Source organism: Methanomassiliicoccaceae archaeon DOK, from assembly GCA_009911715.1.
Lineage (GTDB): Archaea > Thermoplasmatota > Thermoplasmata > Methanomassiliicoccales > Methanomethylophilaceae > Methanoprimaticola.
Window position 1 is genome coordinate 51,742 of sequence record CP047880.1, and the last position, 24,134, is coordinate 75,875.

The 24,134-nt window shown below is 56.6% G+C and carries 14 protein-coding genes and 1 tRNA gene; 9 read left to right on the plus strand and 6 right to left on the minus strand.

The genetic code is table 11. The annotated features are described in order from the left end of the window. Nucleotides 1–164: 164 nt before the first annotated feature. From JS82_00310 to JS82_00325, 4 genes are all read left to right on the plus strand, one after another. Complete coding sequence (locus JS82_00310; GenBank protein ID QHK16675.1) at nt 165–8,366, plus strand: hypothetical protein; 8,202 nt, start codon at nt 165–167, stop codon at nt 8,364–8,366. Then, complete coding sequence (locus JS82_00315) at nt 8,363–8,665, plus strand: hypothetical protein (protein QHK16676.1); 303 nt, start codon at nt 8,363–8,365, stop codon at nt 8,663–8,665. Before JS82_00310 ends, JS82_00315 begins: the two co-directional genes overlap by 4 nt. A gap of 78 nt (nt 8,666–8,743) precedes the next feature. Further along, nucleotides 8,744–9,619 (plus strand): fumarate hydratase, encoded by an 876-nt coding sequence (locus JS82_00320; GenBank protein QHK16677.1) that lies wholly within the window; start codon nt 8,744–8,746, stop codon nt 9,617–9,619. Beyond that, complete coding sequence (locus JS82_00325) at nt 9,616–10,185, plus strand: fumarate hydratase (protein QHK16678.1); 570 nt, start codon at nt 9,616–9,618, stop codon at nt 10,183–10,185. Before JS82_00320 ends, JS82_00325 begins: the two co-directional genes overlap by 4 nt. Here JS82_00325 and JS82_00330 read toward each other — a convergent pair. After that, a complete protein-coding gene (locus tag JS82_00330; protein ID QHK16679.1) occupies nt 10,172–11,113 on the minus strand; it encodes a hypothetical protein in 942 nt (313 codons plus the stop codon). The genes JS82_00325 and JS82_00330 overlap by 14 nt on opposite strands. A gap of 132 nt (nt 11,114–11,245) precedes the next feature. Between JS82_00330 and JS82_00335 the strand changes: the two genes are divergently transcribed. Together JS82_00335 and JS82_00340 are read left to right on the plus strand one after the other, a co-directional pair. Continuing rightward, entirely contained in the window at nt 11,246–16,612 is a 5,367-nt protein-coding gene (locus tag JS82_00335) for an ATP-dependent helicase (GenBank protein QHK18332.1), read from the plus strand. Between the two features lie 57 nt (nt 16,613–16,669). Continuing rightward, nucleotides 16,670–17,053, plus strand: coding sequence for a transcriptional regulator (locus JS82_00340; protein ID QHK16680.1), 384 nt, complete (start codon nt 16,670–16,672; stop codon nt 17,051–17,053). 2 nt (nt 17,054–17,055) lie between these two features. On the opposite strand, the gene JS82_00345 is transcribed toward JS82_00340, so the two are convergent. Next, nucleotides 17,056–17,853: an 8-oxoguanine DNA glycosylase gene (locus tag JS82_00345; protein ID QHK16681.1), complete on the minus strand. Its 798-nt coding sequence runs from the start codon at nt 17,851–17,853 to the stop codon at nt 17,056–17,058. A gap of 103 nt (nt 17,854–17,956) precedes the next feature. Between JS82_00345 and JS82_00350 the strand changes: the two genes are divergently transcribed. The 3 genes from JS82_00350 to JS82_00360 all read left to right on the plus strand — a co-directional run bounded on the left by JS82_00350 (nt 17,957) and on the right by JS82_00360 (nt 19,884). Continuing rightward, entirely contained in the window at nt 17,957–18,766 is an 810-nt protein-coding gene (locus tag JS82_00350) for a TIM barrel protein (GenBank protein QHK16682.1), read from the plus strand. Nucleotides 18,767–18,800: 34 nt separating this feature from the next. Next, the gene (locus JS82_00355) at nt 18,801–19,760 is read left to right on the plus strand and encodes a hypothetical protein (protein QHK16683.1); all 960 of its coding nucleotides are present in this window, start codon (nt 18,801–18,803) and stop codon (nt 19,758–19,760) included. A gap of 49 nt (nt 19,761–19,809) precedes the next feature. After that, nucleotides 19,810–19,884: transfer RNA gene (locus tag JS82_00360), tRNA-Thr, on the plus strand. 25 nt (nt 19,885–19,909) lie between these two features. On the opposite strand, the gene JS82_00365 is transcribed toward JS82_00360, so the two are convergent. The 4 genes from JS82_00365 to JS82_00380 all read right to left on the minus strand — a co-directional run bounded on the left by JS82_00365 (nt 19,910) and on the right by JS82_00380 (nt 24,109). Beyond that, nucleotides 19,910–20,962 carry a hypothetical protein gene (locus JS82_00365; GenBank protein ID QHK16684.1) on the minus strand — a complete coding sequence of 351 codons (1,053 nt, stop codon included), beginning with the start codon at nt 20,960–20,962 and terminating at the stop codon, nt 19,910–19,912. Nucleotides 20,963–20,965: 3 nt separating this feature from the next. Continuing rightward, nucleotides 20,966–21,742: an ATP-binding cassette domain-containing protein gene (locus JS82_00370; protein QHK16685.1), complete on the minus strand. Its 777-nt coding sequence runs from the start codon at nt 21,740–21,742 to the stop codon at nt 20,966–20,968. Next, nucleotides 21,739–22,725: an iron chelate uptake ABC transporter family permease subunit gene (locus JS82_00375; GenBank protein QHK18333.1), complete on the minus strand. Its 987-nt coding sequence runs from the start codon at nt 22,723–22,725 to the stop codon at nt 21,739–21,741. The genes JS82_00370 and JS82_00375 overlap by 4 nt, the downstream gene beginning before the upstream one ends. Nucleotides 22,726–22,870: 145 nt before the next feature. Next, nucleotides 22,871–24,109, minus strand: a complete 1,239-nt coding sequence (locus tag JS82_00380; protein QHK16686.1) for a hypothetical protein — start codon at nt 24,107–24,109, stop codon at nt 22,871–22,873. Nucleotides 24,110–24,134 lie beyond the last annotated feature (25 nt).

Genomic DNA, 24,134 nt, shown 5'->3' on the forward strand with positions numbered 1-24,134 from the left:
TGAAGAATTCATCTGCCTTCGGGCATGTTGGATGCATAGTCGGATACTGTGTGGCTGGTTACTGTAAATTTATATGATTGATAGTTCTAAGAATATTACTATCAAAAACTTAAATACATGATTTAAGAATATTATATTCATAGAATAAGGAGGAATCCGTAGCTATGTGGAGAAAAGCAATTGTGGTCATAGCTCTGGTTGCAATCGGAGCGATGCTACTGGTAACAGCATCGCCCGCCGCAGATGCAGAAAATGACATTTTGTATGAGGATGAAGAAATAACAATTACTCTCGTTGATGTTGATGGCAGTAAAATTTTGTACGACACAGACGGTGAGAACAAAATAAAACAACATCTGCATGTTGCCTATAATTCGGGATCTGTTATAACAGATTACGATCTCACAGGTGCATTTACAGCTGTGGGGGAACAGACTTTCTCAGTTGTTATAGACAACAAGGTGTACCCTATCGAACTGACCATAGTTGAAAATAAAATCGAGTCATTGAAAAAGACTGAGGACTTTCCTACAAAAACATATCATTCTGGCGATTCTCTTGCGAGTGTGAGTCTGGACGTCAGAGATTATCTAATCGCAGTATTCTCTGATGGTAGTGAAAAAAGACTGGACGCATCTTACGATCTGTATGTTCAGGGTAGTCTCTACTCAGGCTCTGATGGTAGTAGAGATGATGCCGTGTTATCGGCATACATCAGATCCAACATTAACCATACAGTGAGTGATAATTTTATTCCTCTAGAATTCACAGTAAATATAACTCCTATGTACCCACATGGGATAACAGATGCTGATGCACCCAGTACATTCTATAGTGGGGATTTATTCAACGTAACTAGTTTGACAGTGTTGTTCTCATCTGATAAAGATGACATATATGCAGATATGTCCACACTAGATATTACACAATATGAAAATTACCTTAGTACGCTCTCATTCACATATTATGATGAGAATGGAGAGGTGGTTAGCCTCGATGAGGGCAATCATCTCACAGTAGACGTCACAAAAGTGGAAGTAACCTACAAAGAAAACAATGTGACAACAAAACCTCGCGAATTCACTGTGGATGTGCTTCCGATAGAGGTTGATGTACCAATTCTTTACAACAATTCTGAAACCTACAATAGCACCTACCATTCCACAACGGTATCCGGGTTCAACCCTGATTACATGGATATTACAAGCACTAACCTTTATTCTGATGAAAACGGCACCATTTTGACTGATGCCCTGTTATCTGACAAAGAGACCTTTGAAGTCTATGCCAAGAATGCAGGCGATTACTTTATAACATTCGAATTAACTAATAACAACTACGTGTGGAAGGGTCTAGCAGAAACAGAACGTGAAGCAATCACAGATACATGGACGATTTTGAAAGCAACTTTCACAGGAGCATCGATAGAACTCAAAGGCTGGGAGTATTCTGATGCTGGCCCTCACAATCCGATCATAAAGGGAGTTCCAGACGATGCTTTTACCGACGACTCCACCTTCGAACCCGTGTACTATTATTGGGGTCAAGCCAACGATGGAACAACAATACCTGAGACAGATGCTACAGATACACAGCCATCTTTAGCCGGAGAATGGTACGTGAAGATTACCATCGAGTCTGTCAACTACATAGGAGTTACACTCTCCGATTCTTTTACGATTATCAAAAAAGAAATTCCTGCTGAAGATTATAATTTCAGTTTTGATTATACTGGATCAGTAATAGACCTGAGTACAATTGTACAATCAAAGCCATTTTCCGTATCCACAGATGACGGGTACGTCTACAAGGCAGAAAACAAAGGCGAATACAAGGCACTTCTATCGCTGACAGATACAAACAATTACTGTTGGGTGCGTGGTGCGGAAACAGTCGATAAAGAAATCACATGGCATATAAACACGGCTCAAAACGAAGTAATTTCAAATACCATTTCCATAGGCGACTGGACCTATCTCGACGAAAAGCTGAGCAAAGATGAATTACTGGATCTTCTCAAATCAAAAATCAAAGTCGAGTCAAAGTTCGATACAACATCTGAAATCAAATTGTATGAAGATTCTTACTTCAGCCAGGAGGCGAACATCAACGGAGACGGGCAGTATGATGCTGGCACATACTGGATCAAGATCGTATTTGACGCTGATAGATCAGGCAATGATAATTTCAGTGAATTGGAATGGAAATTCGAGAATTCTATAACTGTAAGCCCATGCCCTGTAGAGGCTCTTGACGATGTGGATGCCGGTTCTAAACCCTATACTGGTAAACCTCAACAATCGGATCTTTCCAGCGGCAGGTACTATACGGTAAAGCAGGAGCATCATGTGGATGCGGACAGCTATCCCGTATACGTCACAATCAATCATAATTTCACATGGGATATGTCCAATCCGCCCGTCGACGGTACTCTCACTCTGTATTTTACAATCACCAAGATAGATAGTTCGTACGATGTCATATGGGATGAGTGGACACCGCCCTCGGATTTAGTATACGGGAATACAGATTCTCTGACAGCCCCAACAGCGAATTCCGAATATGGAACTGTTGTGATTAAATTCTGGACTGTCGAGAATCCAGCTTCTTCATGGGACGGTACAATTCCACAAGATGCAAAAACATGGGACTCTGTGACACAACCCCATGATGCCGGAAACTACCGCGTAGTGGCGTATGTCGAAGAAACGAAGAATTACATCGCTGCATGCACATCGGATTTCAAGTCATTTACAATTTCTAAGAAGCCTGTAAACGTTCCCGTTTTCGATGAAGAATTCAACCCAGAGTACAACGGAACCGAAATCAAAATCACATCGGATGATTTCCAATCATGGAAGGAATTTTTCCAAATAATATCTGGAGACGAGTATGTAGATCACTCATCAACAGGATATGTTTTGAAAGTAAGGATTACTGACTCAAACTATCGTTGGTCGGAAGGCGAGGCCGATGTAGAAATCGAAGATGATGTTGCGAGCATCCCCTGGAACATATCCAAGCGCATAATCACACTTTCTACGAACGATGTGAGAAATGTAGTCATATCTTCATCACAACCATATCCGACTCTGACTCTGGTCAACAACACTACCAGTCGTGAAACTTTGACATTCGGTGATGGGATCACCGTCAAATGGAGTTCAGATAGTCCTGAAGTTGGCAAAGAAGTCTATGCAGTATTAACAATTGAGGATAGATTCACCAATAATTTTGAATGGGGCTTGACCGAACTAGACTCTGATGATGAAAGAGACTACATCGAGGGCTATACACTGTATGCCAAGTATCTCTTCGTAAAAGACGATTTTACCATCACCGTGGAATGGAGTAGCACAACTGAAACAACACTCCAATTCACATATGATAGTGAGGAACACAAATTCGTAAAGGATACAGATTTCAAAGTAACCGTGAACGATGGTAAGGGAACAATACCTGAAATAGGGACCAATGTTGACAAGATATCGTATACCAGCTATTATAGAAACAGTGATGGTTCTTGGAGTGAAGCTGCAATCAAAAATGCAGGAGTATACTCTATACGTTTCCAAACTGCCTCTAGTGAAAATTATGGAAGTGCAGAATACACTCTGTATGTATCGGTTGAGAAGAGGCAGATCGGTTCCTCAATAACCGACAATCTTGAGGAAACCTATGATGGGAAAGACCAGCTGGAGACATTTGTCAATGGAATGGTCTCCAATGTATGTGATGGAGATCAAAATAAGGTGGAATGGAAATTCACTGACGTCGAAGGCAATCCTATCGAGTATCTTTCAGATGTTGTCGATAATAAGGCAATCAACTATACCATATCTGCAGGAGACAACTATCTTCCCTTCACAGGCGATTTCAGTGCAACTATCAATCCGTTTGAATTGGAGGTTTCAGCTGAAGATCCAAAACAACTGTCATCCGACTACGATGGGAATACACCAGACTTGTCAGACGTAAAACTGATTTATACTGAGGGTAAGAATCCACGTGGTGATGATGAACCTCAGATAACAATATGCCTAGAACCCATCGATGGCAACACACATGATGCACGCAAATATGTTATTGTGGCTAGTACTGACGACCCCAACTATACGGTCGTTTTCAATTCAAAACAGACGTATGTAATTAAAACAGATACAATTGATGATAGCTGGGTCACTGTCAGCCCTGTCTTGAACCTGACATATAATGGATCCGGTCAGAGTGTCATCAGTTCTTATTCCATCGATACAGGCAGGACTAATGATGCTGCTTCGGAATTTGCCTGGTATGTTTGCGAAGGCGATGGCCAGTATGTCCCCATCGATAGCTTCTCAATTACTGATGCGGGACAGCACAGCATAAAAGTCAAATTGATATCTGACAACTACAACGAATGGATTCACGAATACAAAGATTTCATTTATATCGACTATAGAGACCTGACTATTACAGCAAAAGACTACTCCATATACTATGGCGACTCTGAATTCTCTTATTCGGCGGAAGAATTCATCGAGTTCTCGATTCAAGGATTCGATTTCGACGAAGAAATTCCAGGTACGCTAGAAGTATCGGATGATTATGACTACAATGACCCCATATCGTCTGAAGGCGTCAGCTACAGTGTTACCCCTTCTGTTTCTGGAGATTCAACCAATCGCATCATTGGAAATTACGAAGTTGAGTTCGTTAGTGGGGATCTGACTGTTAGTCCACGCCCTATTGTTCTGACATTCGATTATAGCTCGTTCTCAAGTGTTTATAGCGATATGTCGTATGCAGAGATAATCTCCAGTCTGTTCCAAGAATCAGAAGTAGTTTCCGGTATTTCCGGCTCTTCGGACATCTATGCTTTCGAACAATCCGAACAAGACGTTCTGAAGATATCTCTTGACTATGATTCAAACTACAGCACAGACGGTGAAGGCAATATTTGGTTGGACGCGGGCAACTACCATGTGTCTGTGAGTGTTGATTCGAACTATGATCTAGACATCAATGTTAAAATCAAAAGCTTGGATTCAGAAGTGATTGTAGAATTTGATTCGGATCAACACATGTACGTCGTGACGCCAAAGGCCCTTCCGGCCAGTGTCAATTCATCAGACATGGTGTACAACGGAGAGGATCACGAGGTCACTATCACAATAGCAGATGGCCCAGACGTTAGCTATTCGATTCAGTATCGTTATTACAATGATCAATATTGGGATGAAATAGAAGATGAGGATCTGGGCAATCTCACTGAATCAAAATGGGGTTCCTGGTCTATCGACAAACCAAATAATGCTGGAATATATCAGGCTAGGGCGGTTGTGGATGAGAACAGTAACTACAGTATCACGGTTTCCAATGCTCAATTTAAAGTGACAAAGGCCACATTTGAAGGATTGACGGGTATCGAATATGATTTGGAAAGGCAATACGATCCCGATTCTAATTCTGGAGTAGAAATATCTGGTCAGATCATTCTTGCAGTAGATACAGATGGGGACCAATACAAAGACAAGGGTGATGTGAATACATATCTCAAGCCAATCATCACATATCGGCAGAACGGGGAATTGACGACTCCCAGTGATGTCGGCACATATGATGTCACAATCACCTTTTCTTCACTTGACCAGAACTATAATGATCCAACAGATGTAATAACGAAAACGTTTGTAATCAAGCCATGTGAAGTGAAGGCAATCTGGGCCCATGATGGTTCTTGGACGAAACCATACGATGGGAACGCATTATCGCCATCAACTCTCATATCATATGTTCTTGGGCCGAGCGATTTACGTCTCCCCGAAGACGCTTACCAAGTTTCCAAGTTAAACTACGAAGAAATACGTGACTCTCAGGAATATACCGTCAAAGTAGAGTTGGTCGATAGCGAGAGTGGCAACTATTCCAAGAACTATACCATTGTCAACCCCGAATTTACTTTCTCGATTACGCCTGTGGAAATCGCTATTCAGGCGAATCAGGTGGACTCCAAATTTGGTGATGTGGTTTATGGTAAGGATAACTTACTGAATTATGGTTACTCATTCACAGACGGAACCGATAAGGGCATTCGCGACCTGTTTGACAATGAACTAAAATCTGGCAAGGGTAACCTAAGCTATGCACTCGATCCCACGGTGCTGGAAGGGCATACTACATTCAATGACTATGTGAATGCGAACGGCTATGGTGAAGTCTATTCTGATGCAATATTGGTTTCATACACTGGAAAGAACTTCAAGGTAACGTCGATTCCTGGTGACCTTTACATCAAGCCTCTTAGTGTCAAAATAGATCTGGAAGATCAGACATGTGCTTTGGATGAACTGGACGATAAGAGCGTCAGTAGCGACAAGATGTTTTATAGTGTTGATTTAGAAGACCGTTTGTCTTCGTATTTGGACGTTAGAATCAGTCTTTTGAAGACAGACGATATAAACGGTATTGATGATATCAAGCATGCCGGTCGGTATGAATTGACCGCAACCTGTGCTAATCCCAACTACACACTGTATGTTGGTGAGAAGGGAGTGCTGGTTGTTACTTCTGCAACTAATGACTGGGATATAGATGCAGGATTCCCGCAAGTCAACGGTTGGACGTATCTCGGATTCACCGATGAGAAGATCAAATGGCCAGTTTCGCTATACGGAACCGTCACCGCATCGATTCAGGACACGGACATAACCTTTACAAAGGATACTCAATCCGATGTTCTAATAGAACTTCCCGCAGGGGATTACACTTTGATGTTTTCTGTTGCTGCAGAGGGGATGGAGGATGGTTACTGTGACTATACCGGAATTACAGGTGTAACTCCGTTCAATTTTACTGTGGATAAGAAGCCTTTGTTGCCTAGCTGGGATGAGGATTACTTCGAATTCGACGAGAACTCTCACAAAGTGACATTGGAAAATTACGATTCCGATCTGATGTACTATGCAGCATTGGATGAAAACGTCGTCCCTATCGAAACAGATGAGGGCATAGTGATGGAAGCTATACTTGGGGGCACATATGGAATCGAGCTCTTCCTTAAGGATTCGGACAACTATTGTTGGGGCAGTCCTTTGGCAGAGGGGGAGGTTCTCAGGTTGGAGTGGAGTATCGGAGGTCAAATCGAGCTCACATGGGATGAGCAGAACATGCCGAGTATTTCATCCACATGGGTGTTCGGAGATAATCCCGAATTCAATCCAGGATCTCTTGCAGGTGACTATGATCTGGAAATAAGATATGAGTACTATAAAACCGAGGGGGACATCTATTGCGGAATTGAAGTGCCAGCAGATGTCGGTACATATTACATGAAAGCGTTTGTCGAGGAGACTGACAGCTATAAGGGACTTGAGTTGAAGGTTGATTTTGAGATAACGACTCGTTATATTGATAGGCCCGTAGTGGACAGCACGCCATACCTGACCTTTGAAGAGGGTAAGGACGAATACGATCTTACAGAAGAGGAATGGTTTGTCAACTGGTATGAGGATGTGGAGAATTACGTAAGCTACGCAGGTAACATCGCTTCGGGGCCTGGAAATTACACGATGTTGCTGTACATCAATGATTACGATAACTGCCAGTGGAGCCCTCTTACAAAATCTGCGGATGCTCCTGAAGTAATAAGCATACCTTGGGTCGTTTCGACAGGAGGGCCGTTATCGAAAGATATGTTCTCTGTTGATGTGTCAGACGAAATCTATACAGGACATCCGATTGTTAAGGAAGTGTCTTCGTCGCTGGTCGAAGGCAAAGACTATGTCGTATCGTATTCGGACAATTCTGATGTAGGGCCTGTACTCATAACTATTACTGGGATAAATTCTTATGATTCACAACTCAACTACGAGTTCACAATCATCCCAGCGACAGAGCAGCCGGAGTTCTACAACGAGCAGCTCAAGATGTACGTCGAGGACAGCTCGTTTTACAACGCGTTGCAGTTGCCCTCGTACATCGACGAGAGTCTGCTCACCTACTCGAGCTCAGACCCGGCCATTGCCACCGTCGATCCCCAGACCGGGGCCATCACCATGAACGCCACGGGATCGGTCACCATCACTGCGTCCTATCCCGGAACAGCGAACTACTCCGCGGGCTCGGCCACATACGAGCTCACGGTCTCCGACACCCCGGTGGAGGTCGTCGACCACGTCGTCTACATCAGGGTCCCGGTCACGGATCCCGACGACCCGGACGACCCCACCGACGACAAGCCCGAGGAACCGGCCATCGTGTACAAGAACGACAACACGCTGTACATCATCCTGCTGCTGGTGCTGGCGGCGGTCTGCGTCTGCTTCGCCGCGTACATCATGTACACCCACAGGAAGCAGGAGGACCAGGGAGGCGGGCAGATATGATCTCCCGTACCCAGTCCGTAGACGACGTCGGTGCCGACATCCTGGAGTCCAGCCACATGGTCTCCATAATGCTGTACCTGTACGGCTGCGGGGAGAGCCGCAAGAGCGACATCTACGACGCGGTCGGCAGGGGCAACAGGATGCCGGACAAGCTCGACTCGCTGAGGCAGCTCGGGCTGGTGGACTACGGCGGGACGTCAGACGCTCGCCCCACCATCGGGCTGACCGAGCTGGGGGCCGAGGTGGCCTCCATGCTCCACGCCATAGATCTGGCCATCAGGAACCGCGACACGGTCTGACGGCCTCTCCAAACCCCTTACCCAAACCACTTCCGTTCCTTCTAAACATCCAAATATCCTTGCGTCGGTGACGTCGCAATGACCGTGATCAAGCTCTCCGAACCCGTCGAGGACATCGTAGTGAACCTCCTGCGCCTGGCGAACACCAAGCTCCCAGCCGACGTCGGCTGGGCCCTGGAGGCCGCCGCGGGATGGGAGACCGGCGAGGTCGCGTACACCCAGCTGGGAGCGATCATGGAGAACGTCAAGAAGGCGGAGCACCTCGGGCTCCCGATGTGCCAGGACACGGGGATCCCCGTGTTCTACGTCAGGGGGAGGTTCGACTCCACCATCGCGAAGGGCATCGCCGACGGGGTGGCGAGGGCGACGAGGCAGATCCCGCTCAGGCCGAACACCGTCGACCCGATCACCAGGGAGAACTACGGCGACAACCTCGGGGAGGGCATGCCCCTCATCCACTACATCCCGACCGACGACGACTTCACCGAGATCACCGTCCTGCCCAAGGGCGCCGGCTCGGAGAACATGACGCGCCTCGTCATGCTCAACCCCGCCGACGGGGTCGAGGGCATCAGGAGGTTCGTCGTCGATGTCGTCCTGGACGCCGGCGGCCGCCCCTGCCCGCCGTCCATAGTCGGCGTGGGCATCGGCGGCACCTCCGACAGGTGCGTGGAGATGGCCAAGGAGGCCCTCCTCACGCCTCTGGACGAGGAGAACTCCGACCCGACATTGAGGAAGATGGAGGAGGACCTCTTCGTAGCGCTCAACGGCTCCGGACTGGGGCCGATGGGCTTGGGCGGAGCGACCACCGTCCTCGGCGTGAGGATCAGGAAGTGCGCCTGTCACACCGCCAGCCTGCCCGTGGCAGTCAACATCGGCTGCTGGGCCACCCGCCGCGCCTCCGCGAGGATCACCGATCACGGCGTGGAGTACTCCCAGGGGGTGAGGCTTTGAGGAACCTCAGGACGCCCCTGACGGAGGAGGACGTCAGGTCGCTGAAGCTGGGGGAGACCGTCTACCTCTCCGGACCCATCGTCACCGGCCGCGACGAGATGCACATCCGCGCTCTCGAGTACGCCGAGCAGGGGAAGGACGTCCCAGAGTGCCTGAACGGCGCGGCGATCTTCCACTGCGGACCCATAATGAAGCAGAGGGACGACGGCACATGGGCGGTCGTCGCCGCCGGGCCCACCACCTCCGCGAGGATGAACAAGCTCGAGCCGGAGATGATCCCCACCTACAACGTCCGCGCGATCATCGGCAAGGGCGGGATGTCCCGCGAGACGGCCGACGCCATGAGGGAGTACGGCTGCGTCTACCTCGCCGCCACCGGCGGCGCCGCGGCGTCGCTGGCCGAGGGCCTCGACAGGTGCGTCGGGTGCGAGTGGGAGGACCTTGGGATGGCCGAGGCGATGTGGAGGTTCGAGGCGAGCAGGCTCGGGCCGCTCATAGTCGCGATAGACGCCAACGGCGAGAGCCTCTACGACAGGGTCAACGCATCCCTGGTCAGGGACGCCTGACCTCGTCCTCATCCTGCTGCTGCGTAAGGTCCTCGAGGTCGTTCATGAGGATCGGCTCGTCGCCGCGTCCCCTCCCCCTGACGTGCATCGCGGTGACCCCCACGATTATCAGTGCCAGCATCACCAGTCCGATGACCATTATGGAGTGGGTGATGTCCAGCCCGAGGACGAACTCGGAGGTGTTCTGGACCAGCGTCACCGAGTACGCCGAGCCGTGACCCGACTCGACGGCTATCGCCTCGGAGCTCTGGAACCCGGTGCAGCTGACCGTCATGGTGTACCTGCCGGACGGGCAGTCTATGGAGAAGTATCCGTTGGCCCCGGTGGACGCGGAGTAGCTCATCCCGTCCTCGGACACTATGGTGACGGTGGCGCCGGAGAGGGCGAACGTCTCCCCGCCGGACTCTCCCTGGACGGTCCCGTAGACCGAGCCGGTTGTGACGGCCATGACGATCGCGTGGAGTCCGCCGGACTCCCCGGACAGGGCGTAGTCGCCCTCGCTGTCGACGGCGGTCTCGGCGGGGTCGAAGCTGACGAAGCCCTCGGAGTCCATGTCCATGCTGTCGGGCAGGGACCTGACCGTGTATCCGGGGTACTCGAACGTCATGTAGTACGTGTCGCCCTCGGTGTGCATGAACGTGAACTCGAAGCGTCCGTTCGCGTCGGTCTTCACGGGGTTGGTCCCGGACGTGACCTGCACGACGTTCTTGTCGGAGTCATACAGGGTGACCTGCACCCCCTGGAGCGGCGTGTTCTCCTCCTGGTCGGACAGGTTGGCTATGAACCCGTATGCTGTCACCTCCGACGTGACGGGCTCCACGGGGTCCTCCCCCGAGGGCGGCGCCCATGCGGACTGCGACACCAGTGGGATCGACAGCATTACCGCCAGTGCCAGAACGAGTGCGAGCTTCCCGCCGGAGGTTCTCATGCGTCTGGAATCCCGCCCAAGGCTTATAATGCCTTCCAGCGGACGCGCGGCACGTGTGGATGAGCCGTCCCACACTCTTTCTCGCAACCCTTAAATCGGACCCTATCATGGGACCTCCGATTGGTGGTCGAGATGCTGGAGAGAGTTGACAAGACATACACCAAGGACGAGGTAATGGGCCTGATGGAGCCCCTCATATCCACCTGGTTCAACGAGAGGTTCGACGACCTGACGATCCCGCAGGCCAAGGCTATCCCCGTCATCCACCAGAGGAGGAACGTCCTCGTGTCGTCCCCGACCGGGTCGGGGAAGACTTTGACCGCGTTCACCAGCATCATCAACGAGCTCACCCGCTACTCCCGCGAGGGCACCCTGGAGGAGAGGGTATACTGCATCTACGTCTCCCCGCTCAAGGCCCTGGCGAACGACGTCAACCGCAACCTCAACACGCCGCTCGCCGAGATGAGGGAGGTCGCGGCCGCCCACGGCATGGACGTCCCGGACATCAGGGTCGCCGTCCGCTCCGGGGACACCCCCCAGAACGAGAGGCAGAGGATGGTCCGCCATCCCCCGCACATCCTCATCACCACCCCCGAGAGCCTGGCGCTGATCCTGGCCGCCCCCAAGTTCAGGGAGGCGTTCAAGAAGGTCGAGTGGGTGATCCTGGACGAGATCCACGACATCTGCGACTCCAAGAGGGGCGCGTTCCTGTCGCTCACCCTGGAGCGCCTCAGGCATCACTGCGAGACGGACTTCGTGAGGATCGGATTGTCCGCCACCCTGGCGCCCATAGAGGCCATAGCCGGGTATCTGGTCGGATGCGAGCCGGACGGGCAGGTGCGCGACGTGGTGCTCATTGAGTCGGGCTCCAAGAAGCAGCTCGACCTGAAGGTCATCTGTCCGACGGACGACATGACGACGCTGTCCTCGGACATAGTCAACTCGATGATGTACGACACCCTGAAGGACCTGATCGACCAGCACGAGACCACGCTGGTCTTCACCAACACCAGGTCCGGTGCCGAGAGCGTCGTCTACAAGCTGAAGGAGCGCGGGCTGGAGAACATAGAGGTCCACCACAGCTCCCTGGGGAAGGAGATCAGGCTGGACGTGGAGGAGCGCCTCAAGAGGGGCGAGATCAAGTGCGTTGTGTCCTCCACATCCCTGGAGCTGGGCATCGACATCGGATCCGTCGACCTGGTGTGCCAGATCGGCTCCCCGAAGTCCGTAGCCAAGGGCCTGCAGAGGATCGGCCGCAGCGGCCACAGCTTCGGGAAGGTCGCCAAGGGGAGGCTGCTGGTCTTCGACCCCGACGACCTGGTGGAGTGCGCCGTCATGTGCAGGGCCGCCCACCGCGGGGACATCGACAGGGTCGGCATCCCCGAGAACTGCCTCGACGTGCTCTCGCAGACGGTCGTCGGCATGAGCCTCGACAGCAGATGGGACGTGAAGGAGGCCTATGCCCTGGTGAAGGGCTCCTACTGCTACCGCAACCTGTCCGAGGAGAGCTTCCTCGACGTTCTCAGGTACCTCGGGAGCAAGGACGACTTCGAGGGTGTGTATTCCAAGATATGGTACGACGAGGAGGACGGGCAGTTCGGCAAGAAGAAGGGCTCCCGCATGATCTACTTCATGAACCTCGGAACGATCCCCGAGGAGGCGAACTACCGCGTGGTCACGAACCACGGGTCCACCGCGGGGGAGCTGTCCGAGAAGTTCGTGGAGAGGCTGTCACCCAGGGACGTCTTCGTCCTCGGGGGCAGGTCGTTCGAGTTCGTCCGCTCCAAGGGCATGACCGCCTACGTCAAGGAGGCCAACGGCAGGAAGCCCACCGTCCCGTCCTGGGCGGGGGAGATGCTGCCCAGGAGCTTCGACCTGTCCATGGACATCGCCGTCTTCAGGAAGGAGATGGCATCAAGGATCGCCGAGCCGGACGCGCAGGCGATCTCCGAGCTCGTCAGCGACTTCGACGTGGACGAGGGGTCCGCCAGGAGCATACTCTCGTACTTCAGGGAGCAGGAGGCCGTCGCCGGTTTCATCCCGGACTGCGACCGCCTCGCCGTCGAGGAGTACATCGACCCCTCCGGCAACCAGAAGCTCGTCTTCCACTTCCCCTTCGGGCGCAGGGTCAACGACGCCCTCTCCAGGGCGTACGCCTACAGGATGACCGGCATGATCGGTGCCAACGTATCTGTGACCATCTCGGACGACAGCTTCATGCTGGGATGCCCCAGGAAGTTCGACCTCTCGCTGATTCCCGGTCTGATCAAGGCGGGGGAGCTGGAGCAGGTCCTCCGCAGGTCCATCAAGGACTCGGAGATATTCAAGCTCAGGTTCAGGCACACCGCCGCCCGCAGCTTCATGATCCTCAGGAACTACATGGGGAGGCCGATCTCCGTCAACAGGCAGCAGATCCGCTCCACCTACCTGCTGGAGATGCTGGGCGACATGGAGAGGGTGCCCGTCATCGAGGAGACCTACCGCGAGGTCCTGGAGGACGACATGGACATCAAGAACGCCAAGCTGGTCCTGGACACCATAGACTCCGGCAGGATGGGCGTGGAGCTCATCCACTACACCGGGACGCCCTCCCCGTTCGCGCACTCGGCGATCCTCTCCGGCTTCTCGGACATCGTCCTGATGGAGGACAGGTCCGCGCTGCTGAGGGAGCTGCACAGGAAGGTCCTGTACAGGGCGCTCGGGGACTCGGTCAGCGAGTTCGAGTTCACCGAGGACCAGGTCGTCCCGTACTTCGCCCAGAAGCCCCCGAGGGTCATGTCCAAGTCCGACATCCCGAAGCTGCTCTCCGTCACGGGGCCGCTGCAGGCCATGCGCGAGAGGGGCAGGAACATCTACTCCTACTCCGACGAGGACAAGAAGACCATCGACGGCTGGGTCAGGGAGCTCATCAGGGAGGGGGTCATCGGGACGGTCTTCCTGGACGAGACCCACATCATGAACATCGAGGAGGTCCCCTACTACGCTGCGGCCACCCGCAGGGAGAGGGAGCTCACCGACACGGACAGGGCCGTCTACGACCGCATCGGGCAGAACACTGCAATGAGCGACATCACGAACGAGCTCGAAATCTCCGAGGACGTCACGTTCAGGTCCGTCAGGAAGCTGGAGTCGATGTACCTTGTCACGAGGACCGACGTCACCGGCAACAACAGGTGGTTCTTCTCCAGGGTCAGGTATCCGGACGTGGACAGGAGGAGGGCGGTCGACCGCATCGTCCTGCGCTACCTGGAGTGCTTCGCCCCGGCGACGGTGCAGGAGGTCGCGTTCGCGCTGTCGATATCCGACGAGGACGCCAGGACTTCCCTGGAGTCGCTGGTCGCCGCCGAGGAGGTGTCCAGGGGCAGGTTCCTGATCTCCGAGGACGACCAGTACATGCTGAAGATCGACCACATGAGGCTCAAGGCCGGCAGGGACAACGTTTATGACTACGAGACGGTGGAGCGCTACCGCCTGACCAAGGGCGAGAGCTTCGACAGCATCCGCGACTTCTTCGAGTTCTACGGGTCCGCGGGCAGCGAGCTCGACGTGTACTCAAGGGTGAAGGGGTTCGACCTCTCCGAGTGGTACGCCATGAGGGCGTCCGGGGAGATCCTCCTGGGCAGATTCGTCAGGGGCAGGGTCAGGTTCGTCCTCAGGGATGAGGGCGACCGCTACGCCGCCCTGAGGCACGAGGAGGTCACCGACACCGACAGGAAGGTCCTGAACATGATCGACGGCATGGGCCGCGCCACCATGCGGCAGCTCGTCGCAGCCACCGGCATGGAGAAGGACGACGTCAAGCAATCCGTGATGCGCCTGGACCGCTCGCTGCTGGTCATCCGCGACTTCGACGAGAGGGAGGACTGGGGGACAGAGAACACCTACGCCGTCTACGAGCCCGGCGTCCCGGAGGGCGAGCCCGCCAGGGACCTGGTGCGCAGGGCGGTAAGGGCGTACGGCCCGGTGCCCGTGAGCGCCATGAGGTACCTGGTGGACATCCCGCTGGACGAGATCGAGAGGCTGGCGGCCGAGGAGGGCGCCGTGACCATATCCGTCGGCGAGGGCCAGGTGCCGATGCTCGTCATGAAGGACGAGCTCCCGGCGCTGGAGAGAGTGCCGGAGCAGGAGTTCCCGGTCAGGGTGCTGTCCCTGTACGACCCCGACCTCGGCTCCAAGTGGGCCGAGATATCGTCGCGCTACGGCGACAAGTGGATCTACCCGCTCGTCCGCGGAGACACCGTCGTGGGTGCCCTGGAGCTGTGGGAGATGTCCGGCTGCATAGAGGTCCGCGCCATGGACCTCGACTCCCCTGACCTGCTGCCGGAGGCGCTCGACGCGATAGACTCGATGATGGGATTCTACAGGATGAAGGGCACGGACATCGTGCGCATCCGCGAGATCCTCAACACCGACGCCGAGAAGCTGGAGGGTCCGATGGTGGAGGCGCTGACATCCAGGGACTACCACCTGGTCAACGGCTTCTACGCCAGGGGCAGGTTCGAGCCGTGGACCATGTCCGAGCAGGAGATGCTGAGCTACGTGTTCGGGAAGCAGCGCATCACCAGGAACGGGAGGTACCAGACTGTCGCCGAGGCGATGGAGCACCGCGGCTATATCCGCGGGGACCAGGAGCTCATGGTCCGCGTCGCCGAGAGGACCACCATGAAGAGGCAGATGGAGCGCGGGGGGATCCTCAAGATGGCGCTCTCCCCCGCCTACATCGGCTACACCACGATGGAGATGGCCCAGGTGTACAGGGCGGAGAAGGGCTTCGAGCCCGACAGGCACGCCAGGGACCTGCTAAAGCTGATATCCAGGAAGCAGCCGGCGACCAAGAAGGAGATCGTCGCGGACTCGGCGTTCTCGCCCGAGAGGACGTCCGAGGTGCTGTCCGAGCTCTCGAAGAACTCCGTGCTCTACCAGGACGGCGACGGGCGCTACAACATCGTGCCGGACAACGGCATGGACAGGCACGAGGCCCAGAAGGAGATCGTACGCAGGCACTTCAGGGACTTCGGCATGTTCTCGGCGGAGACGCTGTCGCAGTTCGTAGGCGGCAGGATGGTCGTCACCAGGACGATACTGAGGGAGCTGGAGGACGAGGGGTTCCTGAGGAAGGGGTTCCTCGTCAGGGACGACCCGACCCTGTACTGGATCCTCTCGGAGGACGTGGGTGTGAAGCCTGCCAGGGTCCTGGACAACTTCGTGCTGAACTCCCAGGACAACCTGCACATCTACCTCCGCGGCATGATCAAGGCGGAGACCGGCGCCGGCGCAAACTCGGTGATATTCAGCGGGACCCGCATCGTGGGCAGCTTCAAGGGCAAGGTGTGCGCCTCGGGTGCCAAGGTGGAGGAGTTCCAGGGCTCTGACAGGGCCGCCAGGATCCTCAAGGAGGCGGCCCAGTCCGTGGGCGTCAGCCTCGAGACCCAGAGGCAGCGCGACGACGATGACTGGGACGTCTCGGAGTTCTACCTGAAGGTCAACACCGGGGCTTGAGCGCTCTCATCCCGTGAAGACAACGGCGTTAAATAGTAGGATTGTCTAGCACGGTGCATGAAGATACCGTGCGAGATAGTGGTCTGGTACGTTCTGCCCATGATACGCAGAGAGGTCTCCAAGGAGCTCGTCTACACCCATGGGATGACCCAGGCCGAGGTCGCCCGCAGGTTCGGCGTGACCGACGCCGCGATCTCGCAGTATCTCAAGAAGAAGAGGGGAGGCAACTCCCTGGTCGACGACAGCCCCCTGTACCCCCAGTTCCAGGAGGAGGTCAGGGTCTCCGCAGCGAAGATAGCGGAGGAGAAGAGCGACTTCTCGACCGAGATGTGCAGGCTCTGCTGCGTCGTCAAGAAGACCGGCCTGCTGGCGCTGATCTACAAGGCCCAGACCGGCAGCTTCCCGCCTGTGTGCGGTGGCGATGCCGCCGACGAGGCGTGACCTCATTCTATGAATCCGCGGTGGTACAGGAACTCCTGCGCGTACCCGGCGTACCTTCCGAACCTCTCGCGGCCATACTGTGACACGACCTTGTACGAGCCTGTGACGCCGTAGAGCTCCTCCATGGACTTCTGTATCCTCGCGTCGACGGGGAACGCCTCAAGGTGTCCGTAGGCGAAGAGGGCGACGCAGTCCGCCACCTTCGGTCCCACGCCCTTTATCCCGATGAGCTCCCCCACGCACCTCTCGTAGTCCAGCTCCGCGATGGCGTCCGGGTCGACCTCTCCGTCTTCCACGCGCTGTGCCAGCTCCAGGAACCTCTGCTCCCTGAAGCCCAGCCTGCACTCGCCTATGCGGTCGGCGCCGTCGAGGATCTGCGACGGCTCGGGGAACGCGTGCCTGGGGCCCAGGTCGTCCCCGAACAGCTCGCAGACGGACTCGACCATCTTCCCGATGCGGGCCACGTTGGCGTTCGTCGCCAGGAGGTACGTCGCGAGGCACTCCCAGTGCGGCTGGTGGAGGATGCGGAGCCCGGGGCAGTGCGCAGAGAGCGATGCCACGTACTCGTCCCTGGACGAAATGTCCTCGACGATCCCGGCGAGGTCGTCCTCCGCTCTGAAGTAGTTCCTCAGGCGCGCCATGTCCGAGCAGCCCTGGACCTCGGCGCCGTAGTCGGTCTGCCTCATCCTGACGACGTCCCTTCCGATGACGCCCGTCCAGACGTCGCCGTCCTTCCTCCAGCGGTGTGCCTGCCCGCATCCGAGGGTCGGGTCCAGGGAGACATCGAGTTCCAGCCTCATGCACCGACGATGCGCGCTCTCGGTATTATATTCATTCGCGGGAGGGCATCGCCCGGGGACGGTCTCACAACACTTAACATCGTGAACCATCTACGGGGCACCCATGAGATTCGGCCCAGCTGGTTACCCCTCCGCGGGCAAGACGCCGGAGGGTTCTTTGGAGTACACGAGGGGTCTCGGACTGGACGCCCTCGAGGTGGAGTTCGTCCGCGGCGCGAGGATAAAGCCCGAGAGGGCCCAGGAGGTCGGGGCGAAGGCGAAGGCCCTGGACATCAGGCTCAGCTGCCACGCGCCGTACTTCATCAGCTTCAACTCGGACTCCGACGAGACCAGGGAGAAGAGCATCGGATGGGTCATGGACACCGCCCGGGCAGCCCACAACCTCGGTGCGTACATCATCGTCATACACGCGGCGTCCTACGGCAAGTCCCCGGAGACCGCCCTCCCCAACGTCATCGCGGGGCTCTCGAAGTGCAAGGACATGCTGGACGACGAGGGGATCAGGGACGTCATCCTGGGTGTGGAGACCATGGGCAAGCTCGGGCAGTTCGGGACGCTGGACGAGATCGGCAGGGTCATGGAGAGCGTCGACGGCGTCCGTCCGGTGCTGGACGTGGCCCACGTCCACGCGAGGGGCCACGGCTTCCTGAAGACCGAGCAGGACATGAGGGAGCTCACGGACCAGTTCTTCTCCCTCGCTGGCGACATCGCCCACTTCCACATCAGCTGCATAAAGTACGGGGACAAGGGCGAGATCTCCCACCTCCCCCTCGAGACGAAGGACCCGGACCTGCAGCTCCTGGCAAACGTCCTGCAGGACTCCAAGCAGGAGTGCACGTTCATCTGCGAGTCCCCGCTCATCGAGAAGGATGCGGTGGTCTTCAGGGACATGTTCCCCCAGTACCGCGCATGAATCCCGATATATCCTGAATCGCGATACACCTCCCATGAATCCGAAAAACGTCAGGACGATGGCCGTCGCGGCGGTCGTCATCGTGATCTGCCTGCTGTTCTCATGGGTGCAGTACGGCGGGTCGCCGTCAGAGGAGCAGGACGGCGGCTTCGACGGCACATGGTATCCCGTGTACAGCTACAACTCGGGGATACCCGCCGAGGTGACCGTCCCAGAGAGCCTCACAGCATCATCGGACGATTACAGCGTCACCCTGTCCGACGGGGCGTCCGAGCTGACCTTCACCAAGCTCTCCGACACGGAGGCGGTGTCCGATTCCACCGGACGCGGGTACCAGATCTACCTCGAGGGCGGCACCCTGTACCTCGTCACCGTGTACGACGACGCGGAGATCAACGGGATCATCTACATCGCGATGTCCAGGGACTCCACCGCGACGCTCCCCAGCGACAGGGTGGACCTTACGGGCACAAGCCTGGAGACATCCGTCTCGATGTCCGACGGCGAGTCGTTCACCGCCATGCCGTCGGCGATCCTCACGATAGAGAGTCACTCGTTCCACATCGCGAAGGGGACCGTCGCATCCGAGGGCGGCTCCTACGACTTCACGGGATTCATGAAGAGCGACGGCACCAGGTCGGTGATCGTCGGCTGCTACGTCGCTTCGGACGAATCCGTCGGCATGTTCGACGCCGTCATCGACGGCGGCGAGGGCGCGTTCGCCCTGGAGGGGATCAACGTCATCGTCGGCCAGACGTCCGGGATGACCTCGGGTCTCCCCGACGGATCGATCGAGATCGAGACGCACTTCGACACCATGGTGTTCGATGTGGACGTCGAAGGCTGTCTGGCGAACGTGGTGGGAGATGTGATATGCTTCCCCGCATCCGTCATGTGGACCCTGGGCGACGACTATCTCCTGTTCGGCACCGGCTCGATCGCGGCCGCAGACGGCTCGGAGTACTTCCTCGTCGTCAACAACCTGGTCGCCTGAGCCTTCGGGTCAACCTATTAAATATGGGGATTCTTTCCCCACTTTCAATGCCACTGTGGCTCAGCGGTAGAGCGGCGGTTTCGTAAACCGTAGGCCGGGGGTTCGATCCCCTCCAGTGGCTCCATACCTTCTCACACACTATGCGATGATCAGTCCGTCCTCCCCATGCCGGCGTCTCCGCGTCTCATGATCACGAGTTCGGACCCGTCGTCCAGGTCCTCGCGTGACAGCATCGTCATGCCGAGTCCCGCCATCACATCCAGGTACTCCTCGGACGTGGGAAGCCAGGAGCCTCCGAACCTGACCTTCCCCTTCTCCTCCGGGTCGTTCACGCGCAGGTTCCACTCCATCACCCTGAGCGGGTCGGTGTCTCCGCGCCTCACATGCCGCCTGAGTATCAGAATGCCTCCCGGTCTCACCGCGGAGAACACGATGTCGCACATCCTCGAATCCGACACGGAGTGGTTGAACGACGAGAAGACCACGTCGTACGGCCCTCCCAGATCGTCGGTGTAGAAGTCCCCGTCGATCGTCACGGCGTCGCAGCCGTAGTCATCGAACATCCGTCTCGCCACCGAGGTCATCCCGGGTCTGTCGAACAGGAAGCACCTCAGCCCGGGGTATCTCCGCGAGAACGCAACGGTGTAGAGGCCGTGCCCCCCGCCCAGGTCCAGGAACGTGCCGTCGGACGGTATGCTGACTGTCCTGCCGACCTCGGAGAGGACCCTCGCGATGCCTCCTCCCATCGAGGACTCCGCTATGGCCTCTATCCATCCCCTCCCGTACACCTCGCCGGACATGTCCGTCCTCGGACCGTCGCGCACGATCCCCTCCAGGTCCATCCAGTCGTCCGTGCGGCGGAACATGTTGGACAGCACCGTGCCCTGGTAGCGCGGCGATTCCGGGTCCAGGTACAATGAAGCCGCATCGGAGCTGACGTAGATTCCATTCTCCGACGTCAGCAGTCCCATGGACGCGAGGCAGTCGCAGAGCATGTGCAGCATCACGGGGTCGCACCCCATGTCCTCCGCCAGGCGCTCCGCGGACACGGGCCCGCGGGTGTGCGCGAACAGGGACAGTCCGATGGCGGCCCTCAGAACCGCCATCCGTCTGAATCCGTCCATGTATCCTCCGATGATGCCGTCGAACAATTCGTCCGACCGGACGGCCGGCATCTCGGTGATCAGATCAGGGTTCTTCATGTGTCATCCTCTGAAGTATCTGGGGGAGTCCTTCGGGACTACCATAGGCACACCGCGGTGCTCCAGGACGTCGACCTCCATTCCGTAGACGTCCCGAATGAGGTCCTCGGTTATGATCTCGGGTCCCCCGTAGGCCGCCACGCGTCCGTCCCTGAAGAACAGGAACCTGTCGGAGTAGTGGGCTGCTAGGTTGATGTCGTGCATCGTCATCATCGTGCACATCCCCCTGGACCTCACGGCGTCCATGATCATGGACATCGTCCTGTGCTGGTTGGAGATGTCCAGGTTGTTCGTGGGCTCGTCGAGGATCAGCACCGACGGCTCCTGGACGATCGCCCTCGCGATCTGCACCTTCTGGAACTCACCGCCGCTGATCTCGTCGAGGTACTTCAGCGAGAGGTCGGACATGCCCAGGGCGTCTATGACGTCCGAGACCTTGGACAGGTCCTCATCGGAGGCGAACCAGTCCATGTACGGCTTCCTGCCGACGAGGACCGCGTCGAAGATGCTCATCCTCGAGACGGGAGTGGACTGCGGCACGAACCCGATCCTCTTGGCAAGCTCCCTCCCCCTGAGCTCCGAGACGTCCGTCCCGTCGACAGTGATGGTCCCGGACGTGGGGCGCAGGAGTCCGCAGATGCACTTCAGGAAGGTGGTCTTCCCAGTCCCGTTCGGACCCAGTATGGATATGACCGTGTTCTTCTCGGACCGGAAGGAGATCCCCTTCAGGACCTCCGGCCCCCTGCCGTAGGCGAACCTGATGTCTTCCACGTCGATCATCTCCTCACGCGCCCCCTTATCAGGATCCAGATGAACAGCGGCCCTCCCACGGCAGACGTGATGATGCCCACCGGGATTACCTCCTCTCCGAATCCGAAAGTCCCCACGATGTAGGCCAGAAGGAGCACTAGCGCCCCCACTGCCATCGATCCCGGCAGGACGTAGCGGTTGTCGTTCCCAACAAGCCTCTTGACCATGTGCGGGCCGACCAGGCCTATGAAGCCGATGACCCCCATGAACGAGACGACGATCGCCGTGAGCACGGCCGCCAGGGCCAGACCCAGGTAGCGGGTCAGGCGGACGTTCACACCGAGGCCCCTGGCGACGTCCTCCCCCGCTTCCATGGCGTTGTAGTCCCAGCGCTTGTGAAGGAAGTACAGCGACACCGGGACGAGGACTGCCAGGATGATGGCCAGCTGCTCGAAGCTGCATTTGCTGAGGGTCCCGAACTGCCAGTAGACGATGGCGGACAGGGAGTTGTCGTCGGCAGTGTACTGGAGGAACGCCAGCCCCGCCGAGAAGATCGAGCTCAGTGCGGTTCCGGCCAGCACTATGGTCTCTGGCGTGCATCCGGTGACCCTGACCAGCAGTAACATTACGCCGGTGGCCAGCATCGCGAATGCGAAGGCGCACAGCGTGATCACGAAAGGGTTGCTGCCGTCCACGAAGGCGGATGCGGACCCCATTATGGAGCTCCCGTTGCCGGCCAGAATGGCCACGGCCGCCCCGAACGCGGCCGCGTTGGAAAGCCCGAGGGTGAAGGGAGATGCGAGGGGGTTGCGTAGTATGCTCTGCATCACGGCTCCGGCGATCCCCAGCGCCGCTCCCGCCAGTATCGCCGCCGCGATCATCCTGAAGCGGAGCTCCCATACCGCGGTCGCGTTCCAGGACCCGTCCGGGAAGAACAGGTACCTCAGGATCTCCGAGTAGCTAAGGTCCGTGTCGCCGAGGCCCAGTGTGAACAGGGAGAGGAACACCAGCAGGGCGACGCATCCGGCGATGAACAGCACCTTCATCCTGGAGTACCTGAGGTACCCCTGCATCGTGTCCCCCGGGTCGGACGGGCCCGCAGACCTCTGGAAGCGCATCAGACGCCCTCCGTGGAAGTCACCGTGACATCACCGTCTTTCAGGCCGCGGCGAAGCGGTACTCGCCTGCTGAAGCGTCGTACTCGATGACGACCTCCTGCAACAGCGGCATCTCCTGTCCGTTCGCCGAGGACTTCCCATCGAAGAACTCCCTCATGTCGTCGAACACGCCCGAGCCGTGCTCCTCGCCGTAGAAGACCTCGAAGATGTGCACGATCCTGTCCTCGACCTCCTGGTCGGTCAGGCATCCATGGACGAGGTGGGCGACGTAGTACGAGCTGGCCAGGGCGCAGTCGTAGTTGACGCTGTCCCACACGATGGGCACCGTGATGTAGATCGGGATGTCGTTTGACGGGTCCGAGTCGCTGTTGAGACGGTACACGTACTCCATCAGATACTGACTGTCGGCCTCGCCCACCTTGTCGGATGACGACGGGTCCACGATCATCATGTCTATGTCCATGGTCGTGAAGGCCTCGACCCTCAGGACGACCTTGTTCTCCGTGGAGCCATGGTACGCGTTGGAGGTGCCGGTGAGGTCGAACGGTATGTACACGGGGAACGTTGTGTTCAGAGTGTTGCTCCCGCTGATGGTGACCCCGGCGATGTAGACGTTCTGGTCCGAGGTCCCAGATATGCTTCTCAGGTCGGAGAGTATCTCCTCGATCCCGGAGATTATCTCGCTGGCTCTGTCCTCCTTCTTCAGAACCTGTCCCAGGAGGTCAACGTTGAACTCGAAGTAGTCCGCCAGGCCTCCGTCCCCATCCGTCATGTACTGCATCTGCTGATCCTTCAGGACGACGACGGTGCACTGCCCTGCGAGGATCCCGAAGTTCACGGAGTAGTTCTTCCACACGCTCTCAGTGGTGATGACGAGGCTGGGGCCCTTCTTGACCAAGGACTCCACGGTGGAGCTGTCCAGGGCGTTGTCGGGATGGGACTGGGTGGACGGGTCGAGGCTGTCGTACGCGAACGCGTAGGAGTACCCCCTCCCGTTCTTGGAATCCGTGATGTCTCCCCTGTCCACCTCGATTATGTGGTCGAACACGTCGAACATCGACGCGAATCTGAGAGGCCCTGTGCTGCCTATGGTCACGATTCCGTTGTCCAGGTTGTCAGGGATGGCCACGGTCCTGCCGAGGGCGTCCGTGACGGTGTCTTCAGTCTGGTCGGTGTTCCCGCCGTCATATCCGTGTCCTGATGTCCAGACCACGGCGATCGCGGCGATTATGACGACCGCGGCGAGCACGACCGCAGTTATGGTTGCCTTGGAGCTCATTGTGCGTAATACGAATTTCAAATTA